This is a genomic window from Paenibacillus sp. S25, from assembly GCF_019454085.1.
Taxonomy (GTDB): domain Bacteria; phylum Bacillota; class Bacilli; order Paenibacillales; family Paenibacillaceae; genus Paenibacillus; species Paenibacillus polymyxa_B.
The window spans coordinates 3002907-3022903 of sequence record NZ_CP073683.1 but is presented as its reverse complement, the minus strand read 5'-3'; the positions used below and the strand labels follow the sequence as shown (position 1 = coordinate 3022903).

At 44.4% G+C, this 19997-nt stretch carries 20 protein-coding genes; 8 read left to right on the top strand and 12 right to left on the bottom strand.

The window, feature by feature from the left end:
• Positions 1-30: 30 nt before the first annotated feature.
• Positions 31-333, bottom strand: coding sequence for a hypothetical protein (locus KAI37_RS12945; RefSeq protein ID WP_181127204.1), 303 nt, complete (start codon positions 331-333; stop codon positions 31-33).
• Positions 334-624: 291 nt separating this feature from the next.
• On the opposite strand from KAI37_RS12945, the gene KAI37_RS12940 reads away from it, so the two are divergent.
• The 5 genes from KAI37_RS12940 (at position 625) to katA (ending at position 5363) form a co-directional block, all read left to right on the top strand.
• Positions 625-1530 (top strand): NUDIX hydrolase, encoded by a 906-nt coding sequence (locus KAI37_RS12940; RefSeq protein WP_104494642.1) that lies wholly within the window; start codon positions 625-627, stop codon positions 1528-1530.
• Between the two features lie 28 nt (positions 1531-1558).
• Complete coding sequence (locus tag KAI37_RS12935; protein ID WP_104494645.1) at positions 1559-2041, top strand: riboflavin biosynthesis intermediates N-glycosidase; 483 nt, start codon at positions 1559-1561, stop codon at positions 2039-2041.
• A 5-nt stretch (positions 2042-2046) separates the two neighbouring features.
• Entirely contained in the window at positions 2047-2946 is a 900-nt protein-coding gene (locus KAI37_RS12930; protein WP_220029557.1) for a TIGR02452 family protein, read from the top strand.
• Between the two features lie 59 nt (positions 2947-3005).
• Positions 3006-3608, top strand: a complete 603-nt coding sequence (gene cysC, locus KAI37_RS12925) for an adenylyl-sulfate kinase (RefSeq protein WP_220029556.1) — start codon at positions 3006-3008, stop codon at positions 3606-3608.
• Between the two features lie 297 nt (positions 3609-3905).
• On the top strand, positions 3906-5363 hold the full coding sequence (gene katA, locus KAI37_RS12920; RefSeq protein ID WP_220029555.1) for a catalase KatA: 1458 nt from the start codon (positions 3906-3908) through the stop codon (positions 5361-5363).
• A 123-nt stretch (positions 5364-5486) separates the two neighbouring features.
• Here the strand turns inward: katA and KAI37_RS12915 are convergent, their stop codons facing one another.
• The 7 genes from KAI37_RS12915 to KAI37_RS12885 form a co-directional block, all read right to left on the bottom strand.
• On the bottom strand, positions 5487-6797 hold the full coding sequence (locus KAI37_RS12915) for an MATE family efflux transporter (protein WP_220029554.1): 1311 nt from the start codon (positions 6795-6797) through the stop codon (positions 5487-5489).
• The gene (locus tag KAI37_RS12910; RefSeq protein ID WP_220029553.1) at positions 6764-7606 is read right to left on the bottom strand and encodes an ABC transporter ATP-binding protein; all 843 of its coding nucleotides are present in this window, start codon (positions 7604-7606) and stop codon (positions 6764-6766) included. The genes KAI37_RS12915 and KAI37_RS12910 overlap by 34 nt, the downstream gene beginning before the upstream one ends.
• Entirely contained in the window at positions 7599-8435 is an 837-nt protein-coding gene (locus KAI37_RS12905; RefSeq protein ID WP_220029552.1) for an ABC transporter ATP-binding protein, read from the bottom strand. The genes KAI37_RS12910 and KAI37_RS12905 overlap by 8 nt, the downstream gene beginning before the upstream one ends.
• An 8-nt stretch (positions 8436-8443) precedes the next feature.
• Positions 8444-9298 carry a nickel transporter permease gene (gene nikC / locus KAI37_RS12900; RefSeq protein WP_023988850.1) on the bottom strand — a complete coding sequence of 285 codons (855 nt, stop codon included), beginning with the start codon at positions 9296-9298 and terminating at the stop codon, positions 8444-8446.
• On the bottom strand, positions 9295-10239 hold the full coding sequence (nikB, locus tag KAI37_RS12895) for a nickel ABC transporter permease (RefSeq protein WP_220029551.1): 945 nt from the start codon (positions 10237-10239) through the stop codon (positions 9295-9297). Before nikB ends, nikC begins: the two co-directional genes overlap by 4 nt.
• A 1-nt stretch (position 10240) precedes the next feature.
• On the bottom strand, positions 10241-11776 hold the full coding sequence (gene nikA, locus KAI37_RS12890) for a nickel ABC transporter substrate-binding protein (protein WP_220029550.1): 1536 nt from the start codon (positions 11774-11776) through the stop codon (positions 10241-10243).
• A gap of 209 nt (positions 11777-11985) precedes the next feature.
• Entirely contained in the window at positions 11986-13458 is a 1473-nt protein-coding gene (locus KAI37_RS12885) for a DHA2 family efflux MFS transporter permease subunit (protein WP_071640939.1), read from the bottom strand.
• Positions 13459-13583: 125 nt separating this feature from the next.
• Here KAI37_RS12885 and KAI37_RS12880 point away from each other — a divergent pair, with 125 nt between their 5' ends.
• Together KAI37_RS12880 and KAI37_RS12875 are read left to right on the top strand one after the other, a co-directional pair.
• A complete protein-coding gene (locus KAI37_RS12880; RefSeq protein ID WP_071640937.1) occupies positions 13584-14153 on the top strand; it encodes a TetR/AcrR family transcriptional regulator in 570 nt (189 codons plus the stop codon).
• A 202-nt stretch (positions 14154-14355) separates the two neighbouring features.
• On the top strand, positions 14356-14607 hold the full coding sequence (locus KAI37_RS12875) for a YolD-like family protein (RefSeq protein ID WP_023988845.1): 252 nt from the start codon (positions 14356-14358) through the stop codon (positions 14605-14607).
• A 207-nt stretch (positions 14608-14814) separates the two neighbouring features.
• Here KAI37_RS12875 and KAI37_RS12870 read toward each other — a convergent pair whose 3' ends face one another.
• A complete protein-coding gene (locus KAI37_RS12870) occupies positions 14815-15144 on the bottom strand; it encodes a DUF3817 domain-containing protein (RefSeq protein WP_071640935.1) in 330 nt (109 codons plus the stop codon).
• Positions 15145-15664: 520 nt separating this feature from the next.
• Between KAI37_RS12870 and KAI37_RS12865 the strand changes: the two genes are divergently transcribed.
• Positions 15665-17716 (top strand): fibronectin type III domain-containing protein, encoded by a 2052-nt coding sequence (locus KAI37_RS12865; protein WP_071640933.1) that lies wholly within the window; start codon positions 15665-15667, stop codon positions 17714-17716.
• 86 nt (positions 17717-17802) lie between these two features.
• On the opposite strand, the gene KAI37_RS12860 is transcribed toward KAI37_RS12865, so the two are convergent.
• The 3 genes from KAI37_RS12860 to KAI37_RS12850 form a co-directional block, all read right to left on the bottom strand.
• Positions 17803-18765 carry an aldo/keto reductase gene (locus KAI37_RS12860; protein WP_076293660.1) on the bottom strand — a complete coding sequence of 321 codons (963 nt, stop codon included), beginning with the start codon at positions 18763-18765 and terminating at the stop codon, positions 17803-17805.
• Positions 18766-18877: 112 nt separating this feature from the next.
• On the bottom strand, positions 18878-19273 hold the full coding sequence (locus KAI37_RS12855; RefSeq protein ID WP_076293661.1) for a MerR family transcriptional regulator: 396 nt from the start codon (positions 19271-19273) through the stop codon (positions 18878-18880).
• 94 nt (positions 19274-19367) lie between these two features.
• The gene (locus KAI37_RS12850) at positions 19368-19565 is read right to left on the bottom strand and encodes a helix-turn-helix domain-containing protein (RefSeq protein WP_256703328.1); all 198 of its coding nucleotides are present in this window, start codon (positions 19563-19565) and stop codon (positions 19368-19370) included.
• Positions 19566-19997: the final 432 nt, after the last annotated feature.

Sequence of the window (19997 nt, the reverse complement as noted above, 5' to 3'; positions counted from 1 at the left end):
TCAGAAGGTTATTTTGCTATGTACTTGAAATCAATAGTAGCTGCTTGAATTCAATGAACTTATGATAGCAGGCAACAGAGCAACAGCCATAATGATATAGATCACAATTACAATAGCGGCCCAAAGAAGGCCTGCTTTAGCATAGTTAGCTTTGCTCGGATTAGTCGAGCCGCTAAATGCCCACACAAACAGCATAATAAGTCCAACTACCGGTATAGCCATCAAAAGTAAACTGATCATCCACTCCTTGAATGATACAGGAGGCGGGTAAACAGGGGCTGGTCTGGATGGTGCTCCTTGCTGATTGTTTTGCGGGTTAAACTGGTTAGACAATTAGATCTTCTCCCTACGTGTTTAGTATGTTGTATTTCCTATATTGACCAAAACATCATACATGATATGACAATAAGCAACAAGTAAAATTCAGTAAACAGTCTAATAGTACTATTCAACAATTGAAAATAGGTCTATACACCCTATTGACGAAGCACTTTTTATATATTATTGTATTGATATTAACATTTTGTTTTTATCAATTGATTCAAATTAAAAATTACATAAAGCATTCGTCACTTTTGAATCAAAAGCGACAAATGACCATATATGAACAGGTAGGTGACGCAAGTGACAGATGGATCGAAACATAATCACAGTGGCTTAACGGAAGAGGAGTTCTTGGCCGCTTATGATGCGAATGAATATGAGCGCCCATCCGTAACGGTAGATATGCTGCTATTTACGGTAATGGATCAGCTCCAACAAAATTACCGGAAGCTGCCGGAGAAGACCCTCCAGCTTCTTTTGATCCAAAGAGGGGAGCATCCCTATATAGGGCAATGGGCGTTGCCGGGTGGTTTTGTAGGCATACATGAAAGTCTGGAAGAGGCTGCACGACGCGAGCTTAAAACAGAAACGAATGTGGATCAAATTTATATGGAGCAGCTATATACTTGGGGAGATGTGGCACGTGATCCTCGTATGCGGGTAATCAGCTGCGCTTACATGGCATTGGTGGACCATGATTCCTTGGAGGTACAGGCGGGGGATGATGCCGCTGATGCCCAATGGTTTGAGCTGGATTACAGCGTAGCTCAGGAGACGCGGACGAATCAGCCGGAAGGCTACACATGGGAACAAGACATTGACATCACATTAAAGCATGGGGACATCCATCTGTCAGCCAAAGTAAAAATAACTGAAATTCTTAAGGGAAGAACCATTGAAATCAAGCGAGAAGTGCTGGAGTCACAAGGAATTGCTTTTGATCATGCAAAAATTATTGCGTACGGTATAGAGCGTCTACGCAGCAAAATAGAATACACAGATATCGCGTTTCACCTGATGCCAGTTCTATTTACATTGAGTGAGCTTCAGCAGGTGTATGAAATTATTCTAGGTAAGGAGCTGTTGGCCGCAGCTTTTCGTCGTAAAATAGCTGATCTCGTTGAAGAAACCAATGAGTATAGAAAGGCAGCCGGACATCGTCCGTCCAAGTTATACCGATTTAAGCCTCGATCGCGTTTTATGTAGCATAAGGAATATGAAATGAGGAATCTTCATGGAAAAGTTTACGTTTTTTTATCGCAGTCATTCGCCGTTTTCGCAATGGTATCCTTCTGATTTTGTCGTGGATGGATTGGAGTTTAACTGTGCCGAGCAATATATGATGTTAAAAAAAGCACAGCTTTTTGGGGATGAAGAGGCGGCCCTGAAAATTATGCAAGCCCCTACCCCAAGGGAGCAAAAAGCCCGTGGCCGCAGTGTGCGCGGATTTGACCAGTCCTTGTGGGAGGGCAATTGCCAGCAATTTGTGTATGACGGTAATTACGCCAAGTTTACACAAAATCCGAATTTGCTCAAGCACTTGCTTAAAACGAAAGGAACCACTCTGGTTGAGGCTAGTCCGACCGACACCATTTGGGGTGTAGGCTTAGCTGAGAGCGATGCTCGTATACGGAACCGCAAGCTATGGCGTGGCACGAACTGGCTAGGAGAAATATTGACGAATTTACGTGAGGATGTATTGCAAAAGGAGGAATAGTCACCGTGAAAAATACAATGAATTCCCGGAGCAACCGGGATGCCCGATCGCATATGGCGCAGGAAACACTATCCATTTTGGAACATGGGTATTATACGAATATCAAACAGGTTCAAGTAAATATGACAAAAGAAATAGGAAATGCGGTCACAGACTCGAAGTTATATACACCTTCTCAGCTGATAGCTGTAAAACAAGAGGCAGAGCAAAGAATAAAAAGTATATTGGGGCCTTCTTCCCGCATAGAAGAACAGACGATCATTGCAAAATTGGAAATTACGGGAGAAAGCACGTTACAGGCGGCATACAGACTCCAGGTAGAGGAGAAGCTGACCCACGTGGCGTGTTTGAATTTTGCATCAGCCAAAAATCCGGGAGGTGGATTTCTCGGAGGCAGCCAGGCTCAAGAAGAAAGCTTGGCTCGTTCGTCAGCATTGTATCCTTGCATTTCACAAATGGAAGAGATGTATGGACATAATCGGAAGCTGCGGAGCTGTTTTTATTCAGATTATATGATTTATTCGCCTGAAGTTCCGGTATTTCGGGATGATCACGGGACATTGTTGGAGGAGCCGTATCAAGTCGATTTCCTGACCGCACCTGGTGTAAATGCTGGAGTTGTGCGAGAACGGAAACCAGAGCAGGTGAATCGGATTGGTGAAGTGATGCTGGAGCGGATCCGTTACATTCTTGGAATGGCTAAGCAAAACGGCGTAGAACATCTTGTGCTGGGAGCCTATGGTTGCGGAGTATTCCGCAATAAGCCGGAAGAGGTTGCCCTCTGGTTCAAGCAAGTGCTTGTAGATGAAGGATACGGTTTGCTGTTTGACCGGATTGTTTTTGCAGTGTTGGATCATAAAGCAGACCAACGTACCTTAAACAGCTTTAAAAATGTTCTTTCTTGAAGTAAAGGCAGCGCATTAAATCGTTTACTATAATATCTCATGAAAAAGGAAGGTGCTGAATGAATCCATCTTCGAATTTAACCTGGCATGTGTCCGATGTTGATAAGCAAGCGCGTCAGCTTTTGAATGGACATAAAAGTCCGGTGCTTTGGTTTACGGGGCTGTCTGGTTCGGGGAAATCAACGGTATCCTCCACACTTGAAAAAGCGTTATACGCACGAGGCATACACACGTTTATTTTGGATGGGGATAATGTTCGGCATGGTTTAAATCGGAATCTAGGTTTCCTGCCCGCTGACCGTAAAGAAAATATCCGCCGTATTGCTGAAGTTGCAAAGCTAATGGCACATGCGGGTGTTCTAACGATTTGCGCCACCATTTCCCCTTATCGTGAAGATCGTGAAATGGTAAAGGAGATTTTACAGCAGGAAGGTTGCTATGAGATTTATATACAGTGCAGCCTGGAGGAATGTGAGCGACGCGATCCAAAAGGAATGTACAAGAAAGCGCGTGCCGGAGAAATTCATCATTTTACGGGGATTGATGCTCCCTATGAAGCACCGCTGGAACCCGATCTAATCGTATCGACTGAAGGTCGGGAGGTAATCCAGTCGGTTCAGGATATCTTGGATTTTCTCGATAGGAAGCAGCTGCTTTTATGATCTTATGATGAATTCTACATGAATATTGTCTGAAAGCCTCCATACCAAAACTTCGAGAAGTGATCAAAGTAATCATTACAGAACATAAAAATGAAGCATACCTATTAGTAAATAAATACAATACTGCATATACGGCAAGCCTTATGAGGCTTGCTTTTTCTGTTTATGATTTTAAACTAATTCTAAATCCTAGATTATAATAATTATAAAAAAGTATTGATTTTTGTTTGTACACAATTTATAGTGAAAGGCACATAGTCAACCAACAACCAATTCATTCAAGAGGTGATGTCAATCATGAGTAACCAACCAACGAACCTGACCACAAGCTGGGGCGCTCCTGTTGGAGATAATCAAAATTCGATCACAGCAGGCTCACGGGGTCCCGCACTAATTCAGGATGTGCATCTGCTGGAGAAATTGGCGCATTTTAACCGGGAGCGTGTGCCGGAACGTGTCGTTCATGCAAAAGGTGCAGGGGCGCACGGATATTTTGAAGTCACTAATGATTTGTCTGCATTTACAAAAGCAAGCTTCTTGTCTGAGGTGGGCAAGCGTACACCGATGTTTATTCGCTTTTCGACTGTGGCTGGTGAGCTGGGCTCGTCCGATACGGTGCGCGACCCACGTGGTTTTGCGGTGAAGTTTTATACAGAAGAAGGCAACTATGATCTCGTGGGCAATAATACACCTGTGTTTTTTATTCGGGATGCCATTAAATTTCCTGACTTTATTCATACGCAAAAACGTCATCCCCAAACCCATCTGAAAAACCCGAATGCGGTCTGGGATTTCTGGTCCTTATCTCCTGAATCGCTACATCAGGTAAGTATCCTTATGTCTGACCGCGGTATTCCAGCTACACTTAGACATATGCATGGTTTCGGTAGTCACACGTTCAAATGGGTCAATGCCGAAGGACAGGCAGTATGGGTGAAATATCATTTTAAAACAGAGCAAGGTGTGCAAAATCTTGATGTGGATTTGGCTGCGAAAATTGCCGGTGAAAATCCTGATTATCATACAGAAGACTTGTTTAATGCCATCAAAAAAGGTGATTTTCCTGCATGGAAACTTCATGTGCAGATTATGCCGGTAGAAGATGCAGATACGTACCGCTTTGATCCATTTGATGTGACAAAAGTATGGTCTCAAAAGGATTATCCGCTGATTGAGGTTGGGCGCATGGTGCTGAATCGCAATCCTGAGAACTACTTTGCTGAGGTAGAACAGGCGACATTCTCTCCGGGTTCATTTGTTCCTGGAATTGAAGCATCCCCGGATAAGATGCTGCAAGGACGCCTGTTTGCCTACGGCGACGCACATCGCTACCGTGTAGGTGCAAATCATAATTCGTTGCCGATCAACCGTCCGCATGCAGAAGTACACAACTACCAACGTGATGGTGCATTACGCAGTGACAGCAATGGCGGAGGATCTGTTTATTACGAGCCTAATAGTCTCGGTGGACCCAAAGAATCACCTGCGCACAAAATTGCTCCTTTTGAAGTGTCTGGCGAAGCTCAAAGTGTAGCCTACGATCATCATGATCACTACACACAGCCAGGCGACCTGTACCGCTTGCTCAGTGAAGAAGAACGTGCACGTCTGGTCCGAAACATCGTAAATGCGATGAAGCCCGTAGAAAGTGAAGAAATCAAACTGCGTCAGATCGGACATTTCTACAAGGCTGATCCTGAATACGGACGTCGTGTAGCGGATGGTCTGGGCTTGACCGTTCCACAAGGCGAATAAAAGGATTTTTAAACTTCTAATCTGATAAACCCGTATGAATAAATAATAAAAGGATGTCCCAACACCACGTACATGGTGGATGGGACATCCTTTGTTTTTGAGAGCGATGTAAATCAGGTGCTGTTATATCCTCTGCAAGCGAGGTAAATAGATTACAAGAAACAGCGACCGTCCTAGGGCAAATACAATAAAGGACAGCCAAAGTCCGTGATTCCCATAATGGGGAACGCACCAGAAGAGAGCGATCAAAAAGCAGAGCAATGAGATCAGCATCGAATTACGGATCGGATACGTTACCGTCATCCCTGTAAACACACCATAGAACACCAGTCCCAGCCCGGCTGCCAGCGGAAAGACCACAAGCCATCCATTATAAGGGCCTGTAAGGCTAATCACTGTAGCATTATCCGTAAATAGCGAGATAAGCGGCTCTTTCAGTGCGAAATACAATCCTCCCGTCACTACGCTGGTCACCAGTGTCCAGAACCAGGACAAGTGAATAACCCTTTGCAGCATTTTACGATCTCCGGCACCCCTAGCCTGACCCGTCATAATGCTACTGGCGTTGGCGAACCCATCAAAAAAGTAAGCCATAATATAATGGATCTGCAACAAAATAGCGTTCGCCGCCAACTGATCGGTTCCAAAGCTCGCACTGCGTGCCGTAAACAGATTAAACATTGTCAGCAGACAGGCTGTGCGAATCATGAGATCAAGGTTTGTTGCCATGACATTTTTCAACTCTGAAGCTCCAAACCAACCTCGCCAATTCATCTGTCCGCTTTGCTTCCATTCTCTCCAAATCGATGAGCGGAACACCAGCACCAGACCCAATACACATGCAAGAATTTCTGCAATCAGAGTAGCGCTTGCCACACCCGTGACATTCCAATGCATGATCTGTGTAAATACAATAGCTAATACCATATTGATCACATTCATCGAAATTTGCAAAAACAATGTAGCCTTCACGCGGGACAAACCCATCAGCCAGCCTAGCAGCACATAGTTCACCAATGTAAGGGGTGCTCCCCAAATACGAATGTTAAAATAAATCGCTGCCTGCGCCGCCACATCCTGCGCCGGATGGATTAGCTGGAGAGAAGCCAGCAGAATTGGCTTTTGCAACACAATGAATACCGCACCAATGAGTAAAGCAATGGCCAGTGGGCGCATGAGAGCAGCTATGCCCTGGTCGTTATTTTGTGCCCCTGCGGCTTGTGCCGTGAAAGCTGATGTGCTAACTCGCAGAAAGCCAAACAACCAATATAAAGTATTGAAAATAAGAGTGCCCACCGCTACACCGCCTAAATACGCGGAATGGCTTAAATGACCGATTACTGCTGTATCCACCGCACCGAGCAGCGGGGTTGTAATCGTCGAAATAATTAAAGGGATAGCTAAAGCAAGATAGGCTCGGTGGGAAGGCAACATGTTGAAAAAACCTCCAGTAATGATTGTGTATAGGGATGGCGTTCCGAATGAAATAATGCTTCTTTGGGAAAATGCTCAAGCACACTGCCTTCTTTCATGACCATGATTCGATCACTCATAAAGTGCACAGCCGCCAGATCATGTGAGATAAACAAATAAGCCAGTCCTAGCTCATCCTGCAAATCCTTGAGCAGATTTAAAACGGTGGCTTGTGTAGTCACATCCAAACTTGCCGTTGGCTCGTCCAATACGATAAAATCCGGCTCTGTACTGATAGCACGTGCGATGGTTACACGTTGTTTTTCCCCACCGCTGAGCTGATGTGGAAACTTGTCCAGATAGCTGGCTGGAAGCTTTACCATACCAAGCAAATGTTCTGCTATATCCCGACGTTCTGAGGACATACCCGCCATAAAGGAAGGAACATAGCACTTAAGCTGGTCCAGCGGCTCCAGCAGGGATTGCAGGATGGTTAGTCTGGGGTTCAAAGCCGCAGATGGATGTTGAAATACTGCCCCCAGCCTGCTGCGAATCCGTTTTAATTCGCTCCGCTTTAGCCCACGGATAGACTGTCCATCCAGCCTAAGCTCACCTTGATCAAACGGGTCCAATGTCAAAATACAGCGAGCGAGTGTGCTTTTCCCACTGCCGCTTTCCCCGACGATACCCAGACATTCTCGGGGGGAGATCGACAGAGCAACATCTTGCAGCACCGTTTTACCTCCAGCGTAAGCCTTCGTCAAACCGGAGACGGTCACGACAGCATTAGACGTGTCTTGCTGCTGAGCGTAGGCGGCTTGATTATTCATGTAAAGCGCTCCTTTCCAATGCGTTCTGTTCTTCAGTGTTGTTGTAAGGCAAACGTGCTGGAGCGCCCGGAGACAGCGGTGGAATAGCCGCCAGTAGACGACGAGTATACGGGTGGGCCGGATGGTTCAGCACCGCTTGCGTTTCACCAGTTTCAACCAGTGAACCTTCGCGCATCACTGCGATTCGATCTGCATACTTGCGTACATGACGCAGGTCATGAGTGATCCACAAGACGGAAATACCCGTCTCCGTCCGGATTTGGTCAATGAGCTGAAGCACCCGATGAGCTGTGAGCGTATCCAGCGCTGTTGTAGGCTCGTCGGCAATAAGCAACTTCGGCTCCAGTAGCAGTGCAGCCGCAATAGCTGCCCGTTGCAATTGACCGCCGCTGAGCTGGAACGGATAGCTGCGGTACACGCGCTCGGCGGGAAGCTGTACGCGCTCCAGCACCTCGATACAGCGTTGCTTACGTGCCTTGCGATCTTGTTTGCCGTGGGCGCGCATCAGCTCGTCCAGTTGGCTGCCCACACGCAGAAAGGGGGTGAAAGCCCCGTGGTAGTCTTGAAAAATGTAAGATATTTCACTACCAAGCAAAGAACGTCTTTGTTTAGCGGATAGATCCAGCAAATTCTTGTCCTTCCACGCAATAATTCCTTCCGCTGTAACAGAAGAGGGGAGGAGGCCGCCGATAGCGAACGCCGTCATGCTTTTGCCGCTACCGCTTTCGCCGGCAAGAGCACACCATTCCCCCGGACGAATGGCAAGCTTCAGTTGCTCTACAATCGTTTTTACATTTGTCCGAATCGTTAAGCCTTCAATAGTCAGCATGTGCCAGTTCACTCCTCTGTCCGGGTTTTAACATCATAACGGTCGCGCAGTTTGTCTCCTAATACATTCGCCAGTAGCACTGTTAGCACGACAGCTATCCCTGGAACAAGCATCAGGTGGGGAGCCATTTGAAAATACGCTCGTCCTTCATTCAGCATCGTACCCCATTCAGGAATTGGCGGCTGTGGACCTAAGCCCAAAAAAGATAGGGAGGCAATCATTAAAATGATTTTGCCGATATCCAGCGTAGCCAGCACAAGAACATTCCCAATTGCATGGGGGAGAATATGCCGCATGACAATCCGCAGGGAGGAGGTACCCGCCAGTATGGATAACGAAATGTAATCCTTTTGCTTTTCAGCCAGAACGGTACTACGCACCAGGCGTGCATAACCAACCCATTTTACCGCAGTCACCGCGAAAATAAGATTTACTAAGCCTGGTCCGAGCAAACCGCTCAGTACAATGGCAAAAATATAATCAGGTAATGTCATGAAGGCATCGACCACCCGTTTGAATACACGATCCATCCAGCCTCCAATAAACCCTGAAAGCAGACCAAGAGGGACCCCGACAACAAGCGAAACGGCCAAAATCAATAAACTGGTTCCGACAGTCGTCCGAAGTCCAGCTATCACTCTCGATAGTACATCTCTGCCCAAATGATCTGTTCCCAGCCAGTGTGTAGCGCTGATCGATTGTAGTCGATTCCCCATCTGGATACGATACGGATCTTGCGGAGCAAGAAACGGAACGACTGTAATTGCTGCAAGAATGAGCAGGATGGAGAGCGACACGATCCATGTATTGGACAATCGCGTTCTAGTGAGCTGCCTGTTTTCCGCATGTACGGATTTTATCATGATAAACGTTTCTCCTTCAAAGCGATTTCAGGATTGACCCAACGGTAGGACAGCTCTACCAAAATATTGATACATACAATGAATGCAGCCATAAATACGGTATAGCCCTGAATAATGGGGTAATCCCTTGCTGCAATGGCATCCACAATCCATTTGCCCAGCCCTGGATAGGCGAATAGCACTTCAATCACGACTGTGCCTCCCAGTAGGCTGCCTATACTCTCACTGAATACCGTAATGAGTGGAACTAGACTGTGACGGAGCATATGTCTGAAAAAAATGCGGATGGGGCTGATTCCACGCGCTTGCGCCGCTTTGATAAAGTCTTGCCCCGAGCTTTCAATCAGACTTGCGCGGATCATTCGTACATAAACGGCCGCCATTGCCAATCCCAAGGTAAGAGAAGGCAGTACCAAATGAAAAGCGGTTCCTTCACCCATAGACGGCAAAATGCGCAATTTAACTGCAAACCATTCAATAAACAAAAGCCCCAGCCAAAAGCTGGGAATCGAGGAGCCAATTAAGGCAAACACACGACTGGCTCTGTCAACCCAGCGGTTACGGTAGAGCGCCGCCATCGTTCCCAACGGGAGAGCTATTAGCAGCATAATGAACAGAGACCCTCCGGTCAGCAGCAGTGTATAAGGCAGTTTTTCCATAAACTCTGTGAATACTGGACGATGGGTTAAATAAGATTGTCCAAAATCAAACTGAAGCAACTGAACCAACCACTTACCATATTGCACAGGTAATGGTTGATCCAGCCCCAGTTGGCTGCGCATATCCATAATTTGCTGATTCGACACAGCTACATCGTCGACTCGGAGAATGCTCCGGACGGGATCGCCCGGAACAAGCTTAAGCAGACAGAAGCTCACAAAGGAAAGAATAAGAAAGAACAAAACCAGTTCAAGAGACTTTTTGGCGATGGATTTAAACATGCTAGTTCACATCCAGGTCCTGGGTCAGCAAGTAGTATTCACTTTGGCTAGTTACCCAGTTATGTACGTAATCGCGATAGGCCACTACGTTGTTTGGATGGACCAGAAAGGATTGCAGATTTTCTTGGTCAATCAGCGTGACAGCCTTCAGCGCCAGCTTGTTGCGTTCTTCCTCATTCACGGTTGTGTTCAGCTGTGAAATCATACCCGTGAGTTCCGGTACATGCACACGCCCATAATTCAGTGCTCCGTCAGGCATGTAAGCCGCATTCAGAAAATAGCTTGCATCGCCGCGCGGGGCTGTAATGCTACTATAAGTCGCTAAATCCCAATCCTGATGAGCGGCAAGATATTCGTCAATATTATCAACCTGACGGATATCAATCGTAATGCCAAGTTCTTTAGCGTTAGCCTGAATCAGCTGAGAGATGAGTGGAAGCTCCGCTCTCGACTGGTAAGTTAGCAATGTAAGATGAAGCGGCTTGCCGTCGGGGTTCGCAACTTTTCCGTTCTGTACTGTATATCCAGCTTGCTTGAAGCCTTCTCGGGCAGCATTCAAATCAAACTGTTTCGTAATATATTCCGGTGAAAAAGGAAAGTTGGGCAAGAACGGGCCTTGAGCAGGGGTTCCCTGACCAGACATGATACCACTGGCGATCTCATCCCGGTTAATCAGGTTATCAAATGCTTTACGTACAGCCGTCTTTTTCAGATCGTTATTGTTCATATTGTAAATAAGCTGATGCGTTCGCAAACTAGGAAGTGAGTCAACCTTTACGGTAGAATCAGCTTTCAATAGCTCCAGACTTTCAATTGGCGGGCGATACACAATATCAGCAGTTTTGGCTTGAAAAGCAAGCTGACGTGCATTGGCGTCTTCGTTAAACATGAATTTAGCATGTTTCAACTTTACTTCACCGTTCCAATATTGTTCATTGCGATCTAAATTCAGTTCACTTCCAGCACGGAAGCTGGCAACCTTGAACGGTCCCGTCCCTGATGGGAAGTCATCTGTAGCTGTGGTGTCTATAATAGCGGTATTCGGATGAACCAGCTCGGACACAAATTCCGGAAAAGGCTTGTCTGTCGTAATGGTCAAAATCTGTCCATCCGCATGAATATCACGGATATGTAGCGCATTTTTGACCGATGGATTGAGCTTTAGCGCTCTTTCCAAGGAGGCTTTGACAGCAGCGGCATTGACGACTTTACCGCTGTGGAAGTTCACATCTGTTCGGATGTTGAAGGTCCAGTGCTGTCCGTCCTTGCTGTCCCATTTCTCTGCAAGCCAAGCTTCCAGCTTAAGATCCTTGTTCACTTTGATCAGTGTTTCACTTACTCCAGCACGAACAGCTGTGTAATTTACATCTGAATGAGGATCTATAGAAGGGCTTTGCACATTGAACAATAAGGTGACACTTTTATCTTGTGGTGCAGCAGATGGAGAGGGTGAAGCTGACGGAGATGAAGCGCAGGCTACCATCATCACCGCAATTACCGCAGGTATAAATAGTTTAAAATACAAACGCTTAAACAACAGAGAGTCCTCCTTAATAGTAATCGTAATTTTTACGCTTTAATTCATAAATCATATCGTAACCAAATGAAGGAGCTTTGTAAATATGTAATTGATGAATGTGTATGTAAATTCATATGAAAAAAGGCTGCATAACCAATAGTGAGATGGTTAGCAGCCTTTAAGTGTATTTAGATATTTTTATTTGGAGTGGCAAAAAAAATTATGAATTAATGCATGGGTGCTTTGGCAGTGCCATGTTCAACATGAACTCTGCGGATGAAAAACGCAAGGATCAAACCGACCACACTAATGATCATCGCAAAGAAAAATGAATTTTGTGATCCGATTGTCATGGCATTGGCCATTTCATTTACCGATTCAGGCATACTGGATTGGCTCAAATAGCTGTCCATGCCTTTCGAGAGAATGCTTACCGCTACGGCTGTACCGATAGCACCAGCAACTTGTTGGAGCGTGCTCATAATGGCCGTTCCGTCTGGGTATAGATCCATAGGGAGCTGGTTAAGGCCGTTTGTCTGAGCTGGCATCATAATCATGGAAATGCCGATCATCAAGCAACTATGAAGCACAATAATCAGTACGAGAGTTGAAGTTGTTGTAATGCCGGACAGGAAAAACAAAACAGCGGCCACAATCACAAGGCCTGGAATAACAAGCCATTTGGGACCAAATTTATCGAATAGGGAGCCCATAATGGGAGACAAGAGACCGTTGATAATCCCACCAGGCAGAAGTACCAAACCTGCTGTTAGAGCAGACAGAGCCAGCCCTTTTTGCAAAAAGAGTGGAAGAATCAGCATCGTAGAAAGGATCGTCATCATACATAGGAACACCATAATAACGCCGATAACGAACATTGGATATTTAAACACACGCAAATTCAACATTGGCTGCTTCATTTTCAATTGACGTACAGAGAACAGTATCAACGATACCAGACCGACGATCACAGGAAGCAGAACCATCGGGCTAGCCCAACCTTCGCCACCTTCTCCAGATTTACTGAAACCAAACACGACACCGCCGAAACCAATGGAAGACAGGAGGATAGATAAAAAATCAATTTTGGGCTTGGTCGTTTTTGAAACGTTTTGCATAAATAAAATACCGCAAATCAGTGAGAGAACCAAAAACGGAAGAGAAATCCAAAAGATCCAATGCCAAGACAGATTTTGCAGTACCAGACCTGCAATGGTAGGTCCCACCGCAGGTGCAAACATAATTACCAATCCGATGATTCCCATAGCCGCGCCTCTCTTTTCAGCCGGGAAAATGATCAAGATGGTGTTAAACATCAACGGCAATAACAGCGCTGTACCAATGGCCTGAAGAATACGAGCGATCAATAGCACTGAAAAAGTAGGTGAAAGTGCAGCAACGAGGCAACCAGCTATTGAGAACAGCAACGATGTAACAAACAGCTGTCTTGTCGTAAAGGTTTGAATCAGCAATCCCGATACAGGTACTAAAATACCGAGTGTCAGCAAATAAGCGGTCGTCAGCCATTGGGCGGTTGCAGTTGTAATATGCAAAATCTGCATCAAATCATTCAGTGCAATGTTAAGTGCCGTTTCACTGAACATTCCAATAAAGCCACTAAGGAGCAGGGCAATCATAATAGGTAGCACCTTGAACGTTTTGGGTTCAGAGGGTGAACTCGTTTGACTCTTTGTACTCATGTTGTTTTTGTTCCTCCAATAAATTAATGGGTATTGAATTATAACGATCGGTCTATATATAATAAACATGTTGTTATTTTTTTGTCAAAGGAATTATAAATAATATATAATGAAGGATGCTGTATATGGCTGCTAAACCCGAATCATACGAGAATATCGTACAAACCGCATCGAAGCTCTTTTTTCATCAGGGGTATCACGCGACCGGACTGAATCAGATTCTTGCGGAGAGTGGATCACCGAAGGGCTCACTTTATTATTATTTTCCGCGTGGTAAAGAAGAATTAGCTTTGGAGTGCATAAGAAGAGGGAATGAATTTATTAAGCAAAAATTAAAACGTACACTGGACGAAAACGATAATCCTGTACTAGCCATTCAGAATTTTATTCGCAATACAGCTGAGGAGGCAGACCGTACCGGCTTTAACGACTTCATGCCGATTGGCTTCTGGGCTGCTGCGGAAACTTCCTGTATTAGCGAATCGCTACGTCATGCTTGTGTGAATACATTTGCAGATTGGCAACGCATTTATATGGAGCGTCTTCAGAAATCGGGATGGACAGAGGAAAAGGCACACAGTCTGGCGGTACTTATCATTTCGATGCTCGAAGGTGCATTAATTTTGGCTGTTACGCAACAGAGCAGTGCTCCTATTTATAATATCGTGGATTACATTCCACAGTTGGTCAAATAATCCTGTCTCTTCGATTTTCAATCGCTCCTAATGAGCTCCAACAAGCAACTTTAAAAAGCCGATGTTCTCGTTTTTGAGAACTTGGCTTTTTAGTGTATTTGAGACGTAATTTTACTCACATTACCAGCACCAAATGATGAAAAGTATGGTAAAATGGAATGAATTTGATTTTGATTTTGCACGAAAGGAAGGGTGATAGCAAATGGCAAAAGCGAAGGTAGCCAAACGGCCTACTCGGGATGAATTTGTACTGGAGGAAATCGGGAATCAGCTTGTAGAAGCACAACGTGAGCAATCCGAAATCGTATTGACCGTATGGGGACGCCAAGAAACAACCCGCGGACAGATCGTTAAAATGGACCCGAGAACGGGAAAGGTTCATGTGGAGAGTAATGGAGAAACAGAAAAAGTTCCTTTCATGGATATTATGAGTGTAAATTACCCGAGAGATTAGTTGTTGTGATTACATAAATATAGCAGAAAGGGACGAAAAGAATGACAAAGTTAGGGTCTCCCTTACTGCTGTGGGAAAGTAACAATTTACAATTCGCGTATACAAAAACAACCGAGTGGTTTAGAGCCATCGGTTGTTTTTGTATGCTGCTGCATGAGTGGGAAGAGAAAGCCGCGTTATTGTATTGGCACTTTCCCTTGTACATGCTTATGTAGCTTTTATCGGGCTGGTATGACTGGCACGTGCTTCGGCTTTCTTAAGCACCTTACGATCAAAAATGAAGGGGCCAAACGGCAACAGCGATGCAATCAAGGCTGCAAGACTTTGCAGTAGCGTTATTTTCCGCAAAATCAGCATGACCACAGTAGCTATGACATAAGCCACGAACAGTACCCCATGGATCATACCCACCCAGCTTACCATTTGCGGCATTCCAGCTGCGTATTTAAGCGGCATAGCGATACACACAAGCAGCAGATATGAAATCGCTTCAATATTACCAATGACACCAAACATCTTAAAGGTATTTTTGAACATAATACACCTCCTTCTCCTATTGCTTAAAATTTAATATATCCTATAATGCAATGTTATTAAACGGTAGAAAGTTACGATATATCGAATATTTACAGCTGAACCCCAAGGTTATGTCAGAGCTTTCACATGACTGAAGTATCTCCCATCAATGCTTCATTTCGCTGATTCCAGCGTCCTACAGATTATCGTTCCCGGAAACTTTAATCGTAATTTCGTTTACCTTGTCAAAGTGACGGAATTGAAGCAAACAATAGGGCATAGAAAGATGGCTTGAGTAAGAAAAAACACTAAGCAGATCAAGTTCGAAGGCTTAGTATATGCTGTTTGCGCGACCCTATCAGTAAAAATGCTAGTGTGAAGCCTAAACATTTTGTATGCAAATTCCGATAACAGTTAAATGAACGTGTGTACATTATAGTGTGAATTTCAAAAGCTGGATGGCAGCAGAAGGGTTTGTAAGCTTAACTTATTAGTTTTGACAAATAAAATTTCCATACTGGTATCAAGGAGAGCATAGATCATGAATAAAAAACGTTTGCGTCAATGGATGGCTCCGTTCGCAACGGCTACACTGATTTTGAATACGGGATATGGCATTTTGGCACCCGATGCAGTGGCTAGCGCGTTGCCGACTGAGAGGCATAACTCAAATCTGACAGGACTGAATACAGCACAGTTACATACCAAATTAGCAACCGCTCAAGGTCGTAATGTGCCTGTTACTTCAGGCACGAAAGTGACTACGTTAACAAAAGGTTATAGTCAGAATACCTATCTTAACCAAATGCTAAAAGTAATGTCGAGTCAAATGGTTACTGCGAATATCGCACCGGCAGAGGTCGGCAATCTGACAGCGGTTCCTACAGATACAACAAAAGTAAATTTGTCCTGGACCAATCCGTCGGACATTAATTTTGACCACATAAAAGTGGTAAATGTCACTAACGATGTATATGTAGATAACATTCGAAGTAACTCTTATATGATGAGCGGTTTACAGCCGAACACGACATATACCTTTCGCGTGAAAACGGTGAATAAGAGTGGAGATGAATCTCTAGGTACGACAATACAGGCTAAAACGGCTTCCGTTGATGGTCCTGTGGATAAGACACCCCCAGGAGAGGTAAGCGGGCTGACAGCTACGAATGTAGGATATAACGCTTTTACCGTAAATTACATATTGCCTAAGGATGCTGACCTGAGCCAAGCGATCATCTATTTAAATGGTAAGGAAGTGCAGCGAACTACAGGGACGTCCTATACGTTCAGTGGATTGATTGCTTCCACAAATTATACAGTTCTGGTCAAGACTATTGACAAATCCGGCAACATCTCTGGAGGAATCAGTATTCCGGTTACGACCTCAGCGCTCACCGTTGATAACGTGCCCGAAGTGACAGGAGCTTCAGTGACATCAGTTAATAACTATAGCGTCACTGTTTCCTGGACGAGACCCAGCGGAATTAGTACAGTCAGTCTGTATAAGGACGGGCAACTGGTAACCGATTCATCAGGAACATCCTATACATTCAACAATCTTTCTTCAGGGCAGGCCTATTCGTTCACGATTAGGTCCAAGCGAAGCACAGGTGCATTGTCCTCCGGTGTGAGACTGACTGCCACAACGGACAGTACGTCCTCCAATTCGTCAGAAGTGTCCAATCTTGAAGTAGATAGCAAAAGTGACACCTGGATCAAAATCACCTACGATATGCCGAGTAAAGCCGACAAGGTGAAGATATATGTTGATGGAGATTATAAGGGAACTACAAGCTCTGAGTCCTATAAAATCACGGATTTGCGAGAAGGACGCTGGTATGAGATTAAGGTCGTAACTGTCAATAGTAATGGAAGAGAATCTAGCGGTGTAAAGATATCAGAACGCACGAATTCGGATGGTTACTATTCTTCTTCGTCATCTAGTTCATCGAATTATGAGAAAGCGAGAGATTTGATGCGAATTGCAGAAAACAGTCTGAATGCCTCGGACTGGCGTTCTGCCAGAGATGCAATCAGTGATCTGCCGAGCGGAACCCGTAAAAGCGATTTGCTGGATCGGTTAGAAGCTATTCGCAATAGAGCGATTGGTACCAGTAGTTCATCATCCGGGACGAGTTCTACAACAACAACTTCTGGTACAACGTCCTCATACCCTAACAATGCGGTTTCCTCATATTCAACTTCGTTCACCCTGACACCAGGAGCTAAATCAGCTTATGTCGATGGTCGTGCTACGACGATGGCTCAGGCTCCGCGAATCATAAATGGGGCGACGATGGTCCCGCTGCGCTTTATCAGTGAACGGATAGGTTACGAGGTAAATTATGAAAAGGCGACCAAAAAGATCATTCTGACTCGACCTACAGATGGCAAACAAGTAGTGCTTCAAGTCAAGAATTCGACCCTTGCCGTATATGAGTTAAACAACTCCCGGAGTTATTCGACGAACATCACAGCTCCGGTAATTGTTAACGGCTACACGCTGGTTCCATTACGAGTGATTAGCGAGCTTTCGGGGTATCAGGTGAACTATAATACTGCATCCAAACAAATTACGATTACAAAATAAATACTTCTGCAAGAAAGGGTTCTAAAGTTTTCACTTTAGAACCCTTTCTGTGTATTAGGAAGTGTATGTAGAACAATGACAATCTGTTACTCTGTAAACAAGTTATTTTGATTGAAAAGAATATCGAGTTGCTTAAGCTCGCCACTTGTTAGTCGAACACCCAGAGTTTGAAGATTGGACTCGATTTGATCAGACTTGGTTGCACCTGGAATAATTAGATCAACGGCTGGACGCGTTAATAGCCAAGCTAGCGCAATCTGTGCAGGATCTACACCCTTGTCTTTCGCGAATACTTTGAATCGATCCACGCGTTCCAAATTCGCGAGAAATGCTTCTTTTTGAAATAAAGGATTATTCATTCGTGAAGTATCATTAAATACATCATCCTTCTTATATTTACCGGCCAACAGACCTGATGCGAGCGGGAAAAAAGGAATCAGTGAAATTTCGTGCTCTAGACAATAAGGAATAACGTCGGCTTCTGCATGACGGACCAGTAGTGAGTACTCAGCTTGAAGAACATCCAAGTGCTTATCAGCATTAAAAGCCTTAAGCTGCTCAAAGCTTAAATTTGAAGCGCCAATGGCTTTGATTTTCCCTGACTTCTTCAGCTCTGCAAGTGTGTCAGCAGCTTCAGCCAGCGGGGTACGGCTGTCGGGAAAATGAAGAAAGAAAATGTCAACATAGTCTGTCTGTAATCTCATCAGGCTGTCATCCACAGCCTTACGTAATGCAGCTGGACTGTTGTCGACTTCCAGATGGCCTTGATTAAATTGCGGGTTAGAAGAAGCTTTAGTAGAGATTACAAGATGTTCCCGGCCACCATGTTCCCGGATGGCTTCACCGATTAACTCCTCAGAGTGGCCCATTCCATACAGAAATGCGGTATCAATGAAATTGATTCCTTTTGCAAGGGCAGTTCTAATTAATTGTCGGCTTAGAGTATCATCGACTTTTGGATACATCATTGAATTACCTACCACACCTGCTCCAAAACCAAGTTTAAATGCTTTTAATCCTGTTTTTCCTATTGCTATTGTATTGTTCATGTTTATAAGCTCCCTTTTGTATGATGTGGAATCCTTGGAGGGAATCTAATGCACATCTTACAACCTGGTGTAAACACTAGGTCAAGCAGAGCAATTCAGTTTTAAAAAAAGATTAAGTTTGGGTCTCAAGCGGCAAAAACTTTTGGCCAAATTTTTGCCCGGTTTGCAATTTCAATTCAATCATATCCTTAATTTCCTGAAGTTCTTGCAGCTGCTGATCTATCTTTTTTTGGTAATTGTAAAGCCTATCATACCATTCATTATTTGATATGTTGCTCTCATCTAATTGAAGCTGGATAATAGGTTTTAACTCCTTCAGCGACATTCCGGCTTTTTTTAAACACTTGATCATTAGAAGTGCCTCTTTGTGTGAATTGTTATATATCCTGTGCCCATTATTTTTGCGGGCCACGGGAGGAAGAAGACCCATTTTCTCATAGTACCGTAAGGTATCCTCACTGATTTGGAATTGATCCATAAGTTCTTTCATTTTAAAATTTGTTGTCATCTCTCGTCACCTTCGTAAGGGAATCTTTAACGCTTAATGAATGTATTAATTATAATACATGGAGTTAACACGAGGTCAAATGCTGATCTACATATTACTGTATATTCGAACAGGCATTAAAACGAAATTCATGCGGAGTAAATCCACATCGTTCCTTGGAGATTCGATAGAAATACTTCATATCATGAATCCCGACTTCAAGTGCGATCGTTTGAACGCTCCAACTAGTATCTAGTAGTAAGCTACAACTCTCGTGAATACGAATATCCTGTAGCATTGTTGTATAGGTCATTCCGCTAGCTTTTTTAAATTTGCGTTGAAATTGACGTGAACTAATGTTTCCCGGTGCTTTGATTGCTGCATTGCTTGGGTTGGTAGGTGGGAAAATTCGGATGCAAAGGGCAATCGCTTTGTATTCTCGTTGGCATTCCTGTTCCAAGTCATGGCAAACACCATTTCTCGAACATTAAGTGGTAATCAAACCGGAGCTGGTATGGGTATCTATATGATGGGAAGCTTTATGGCAGGGGCTATCGGAACGTCTATTCTTGGTTCCGTACTTGATCAAAGAGCATAAAGCAAAATTATGTTCAGCTTTTTTTGATTTTGGGCATATGGATTATAGGCTTTGCTATTTTTATTTTACAGTTTTTCGTAAGGAAGTATCACCGTTCAGCAGGACATATAGTAATCCAATAACCAATGTTCCTTATAATAATCGCGA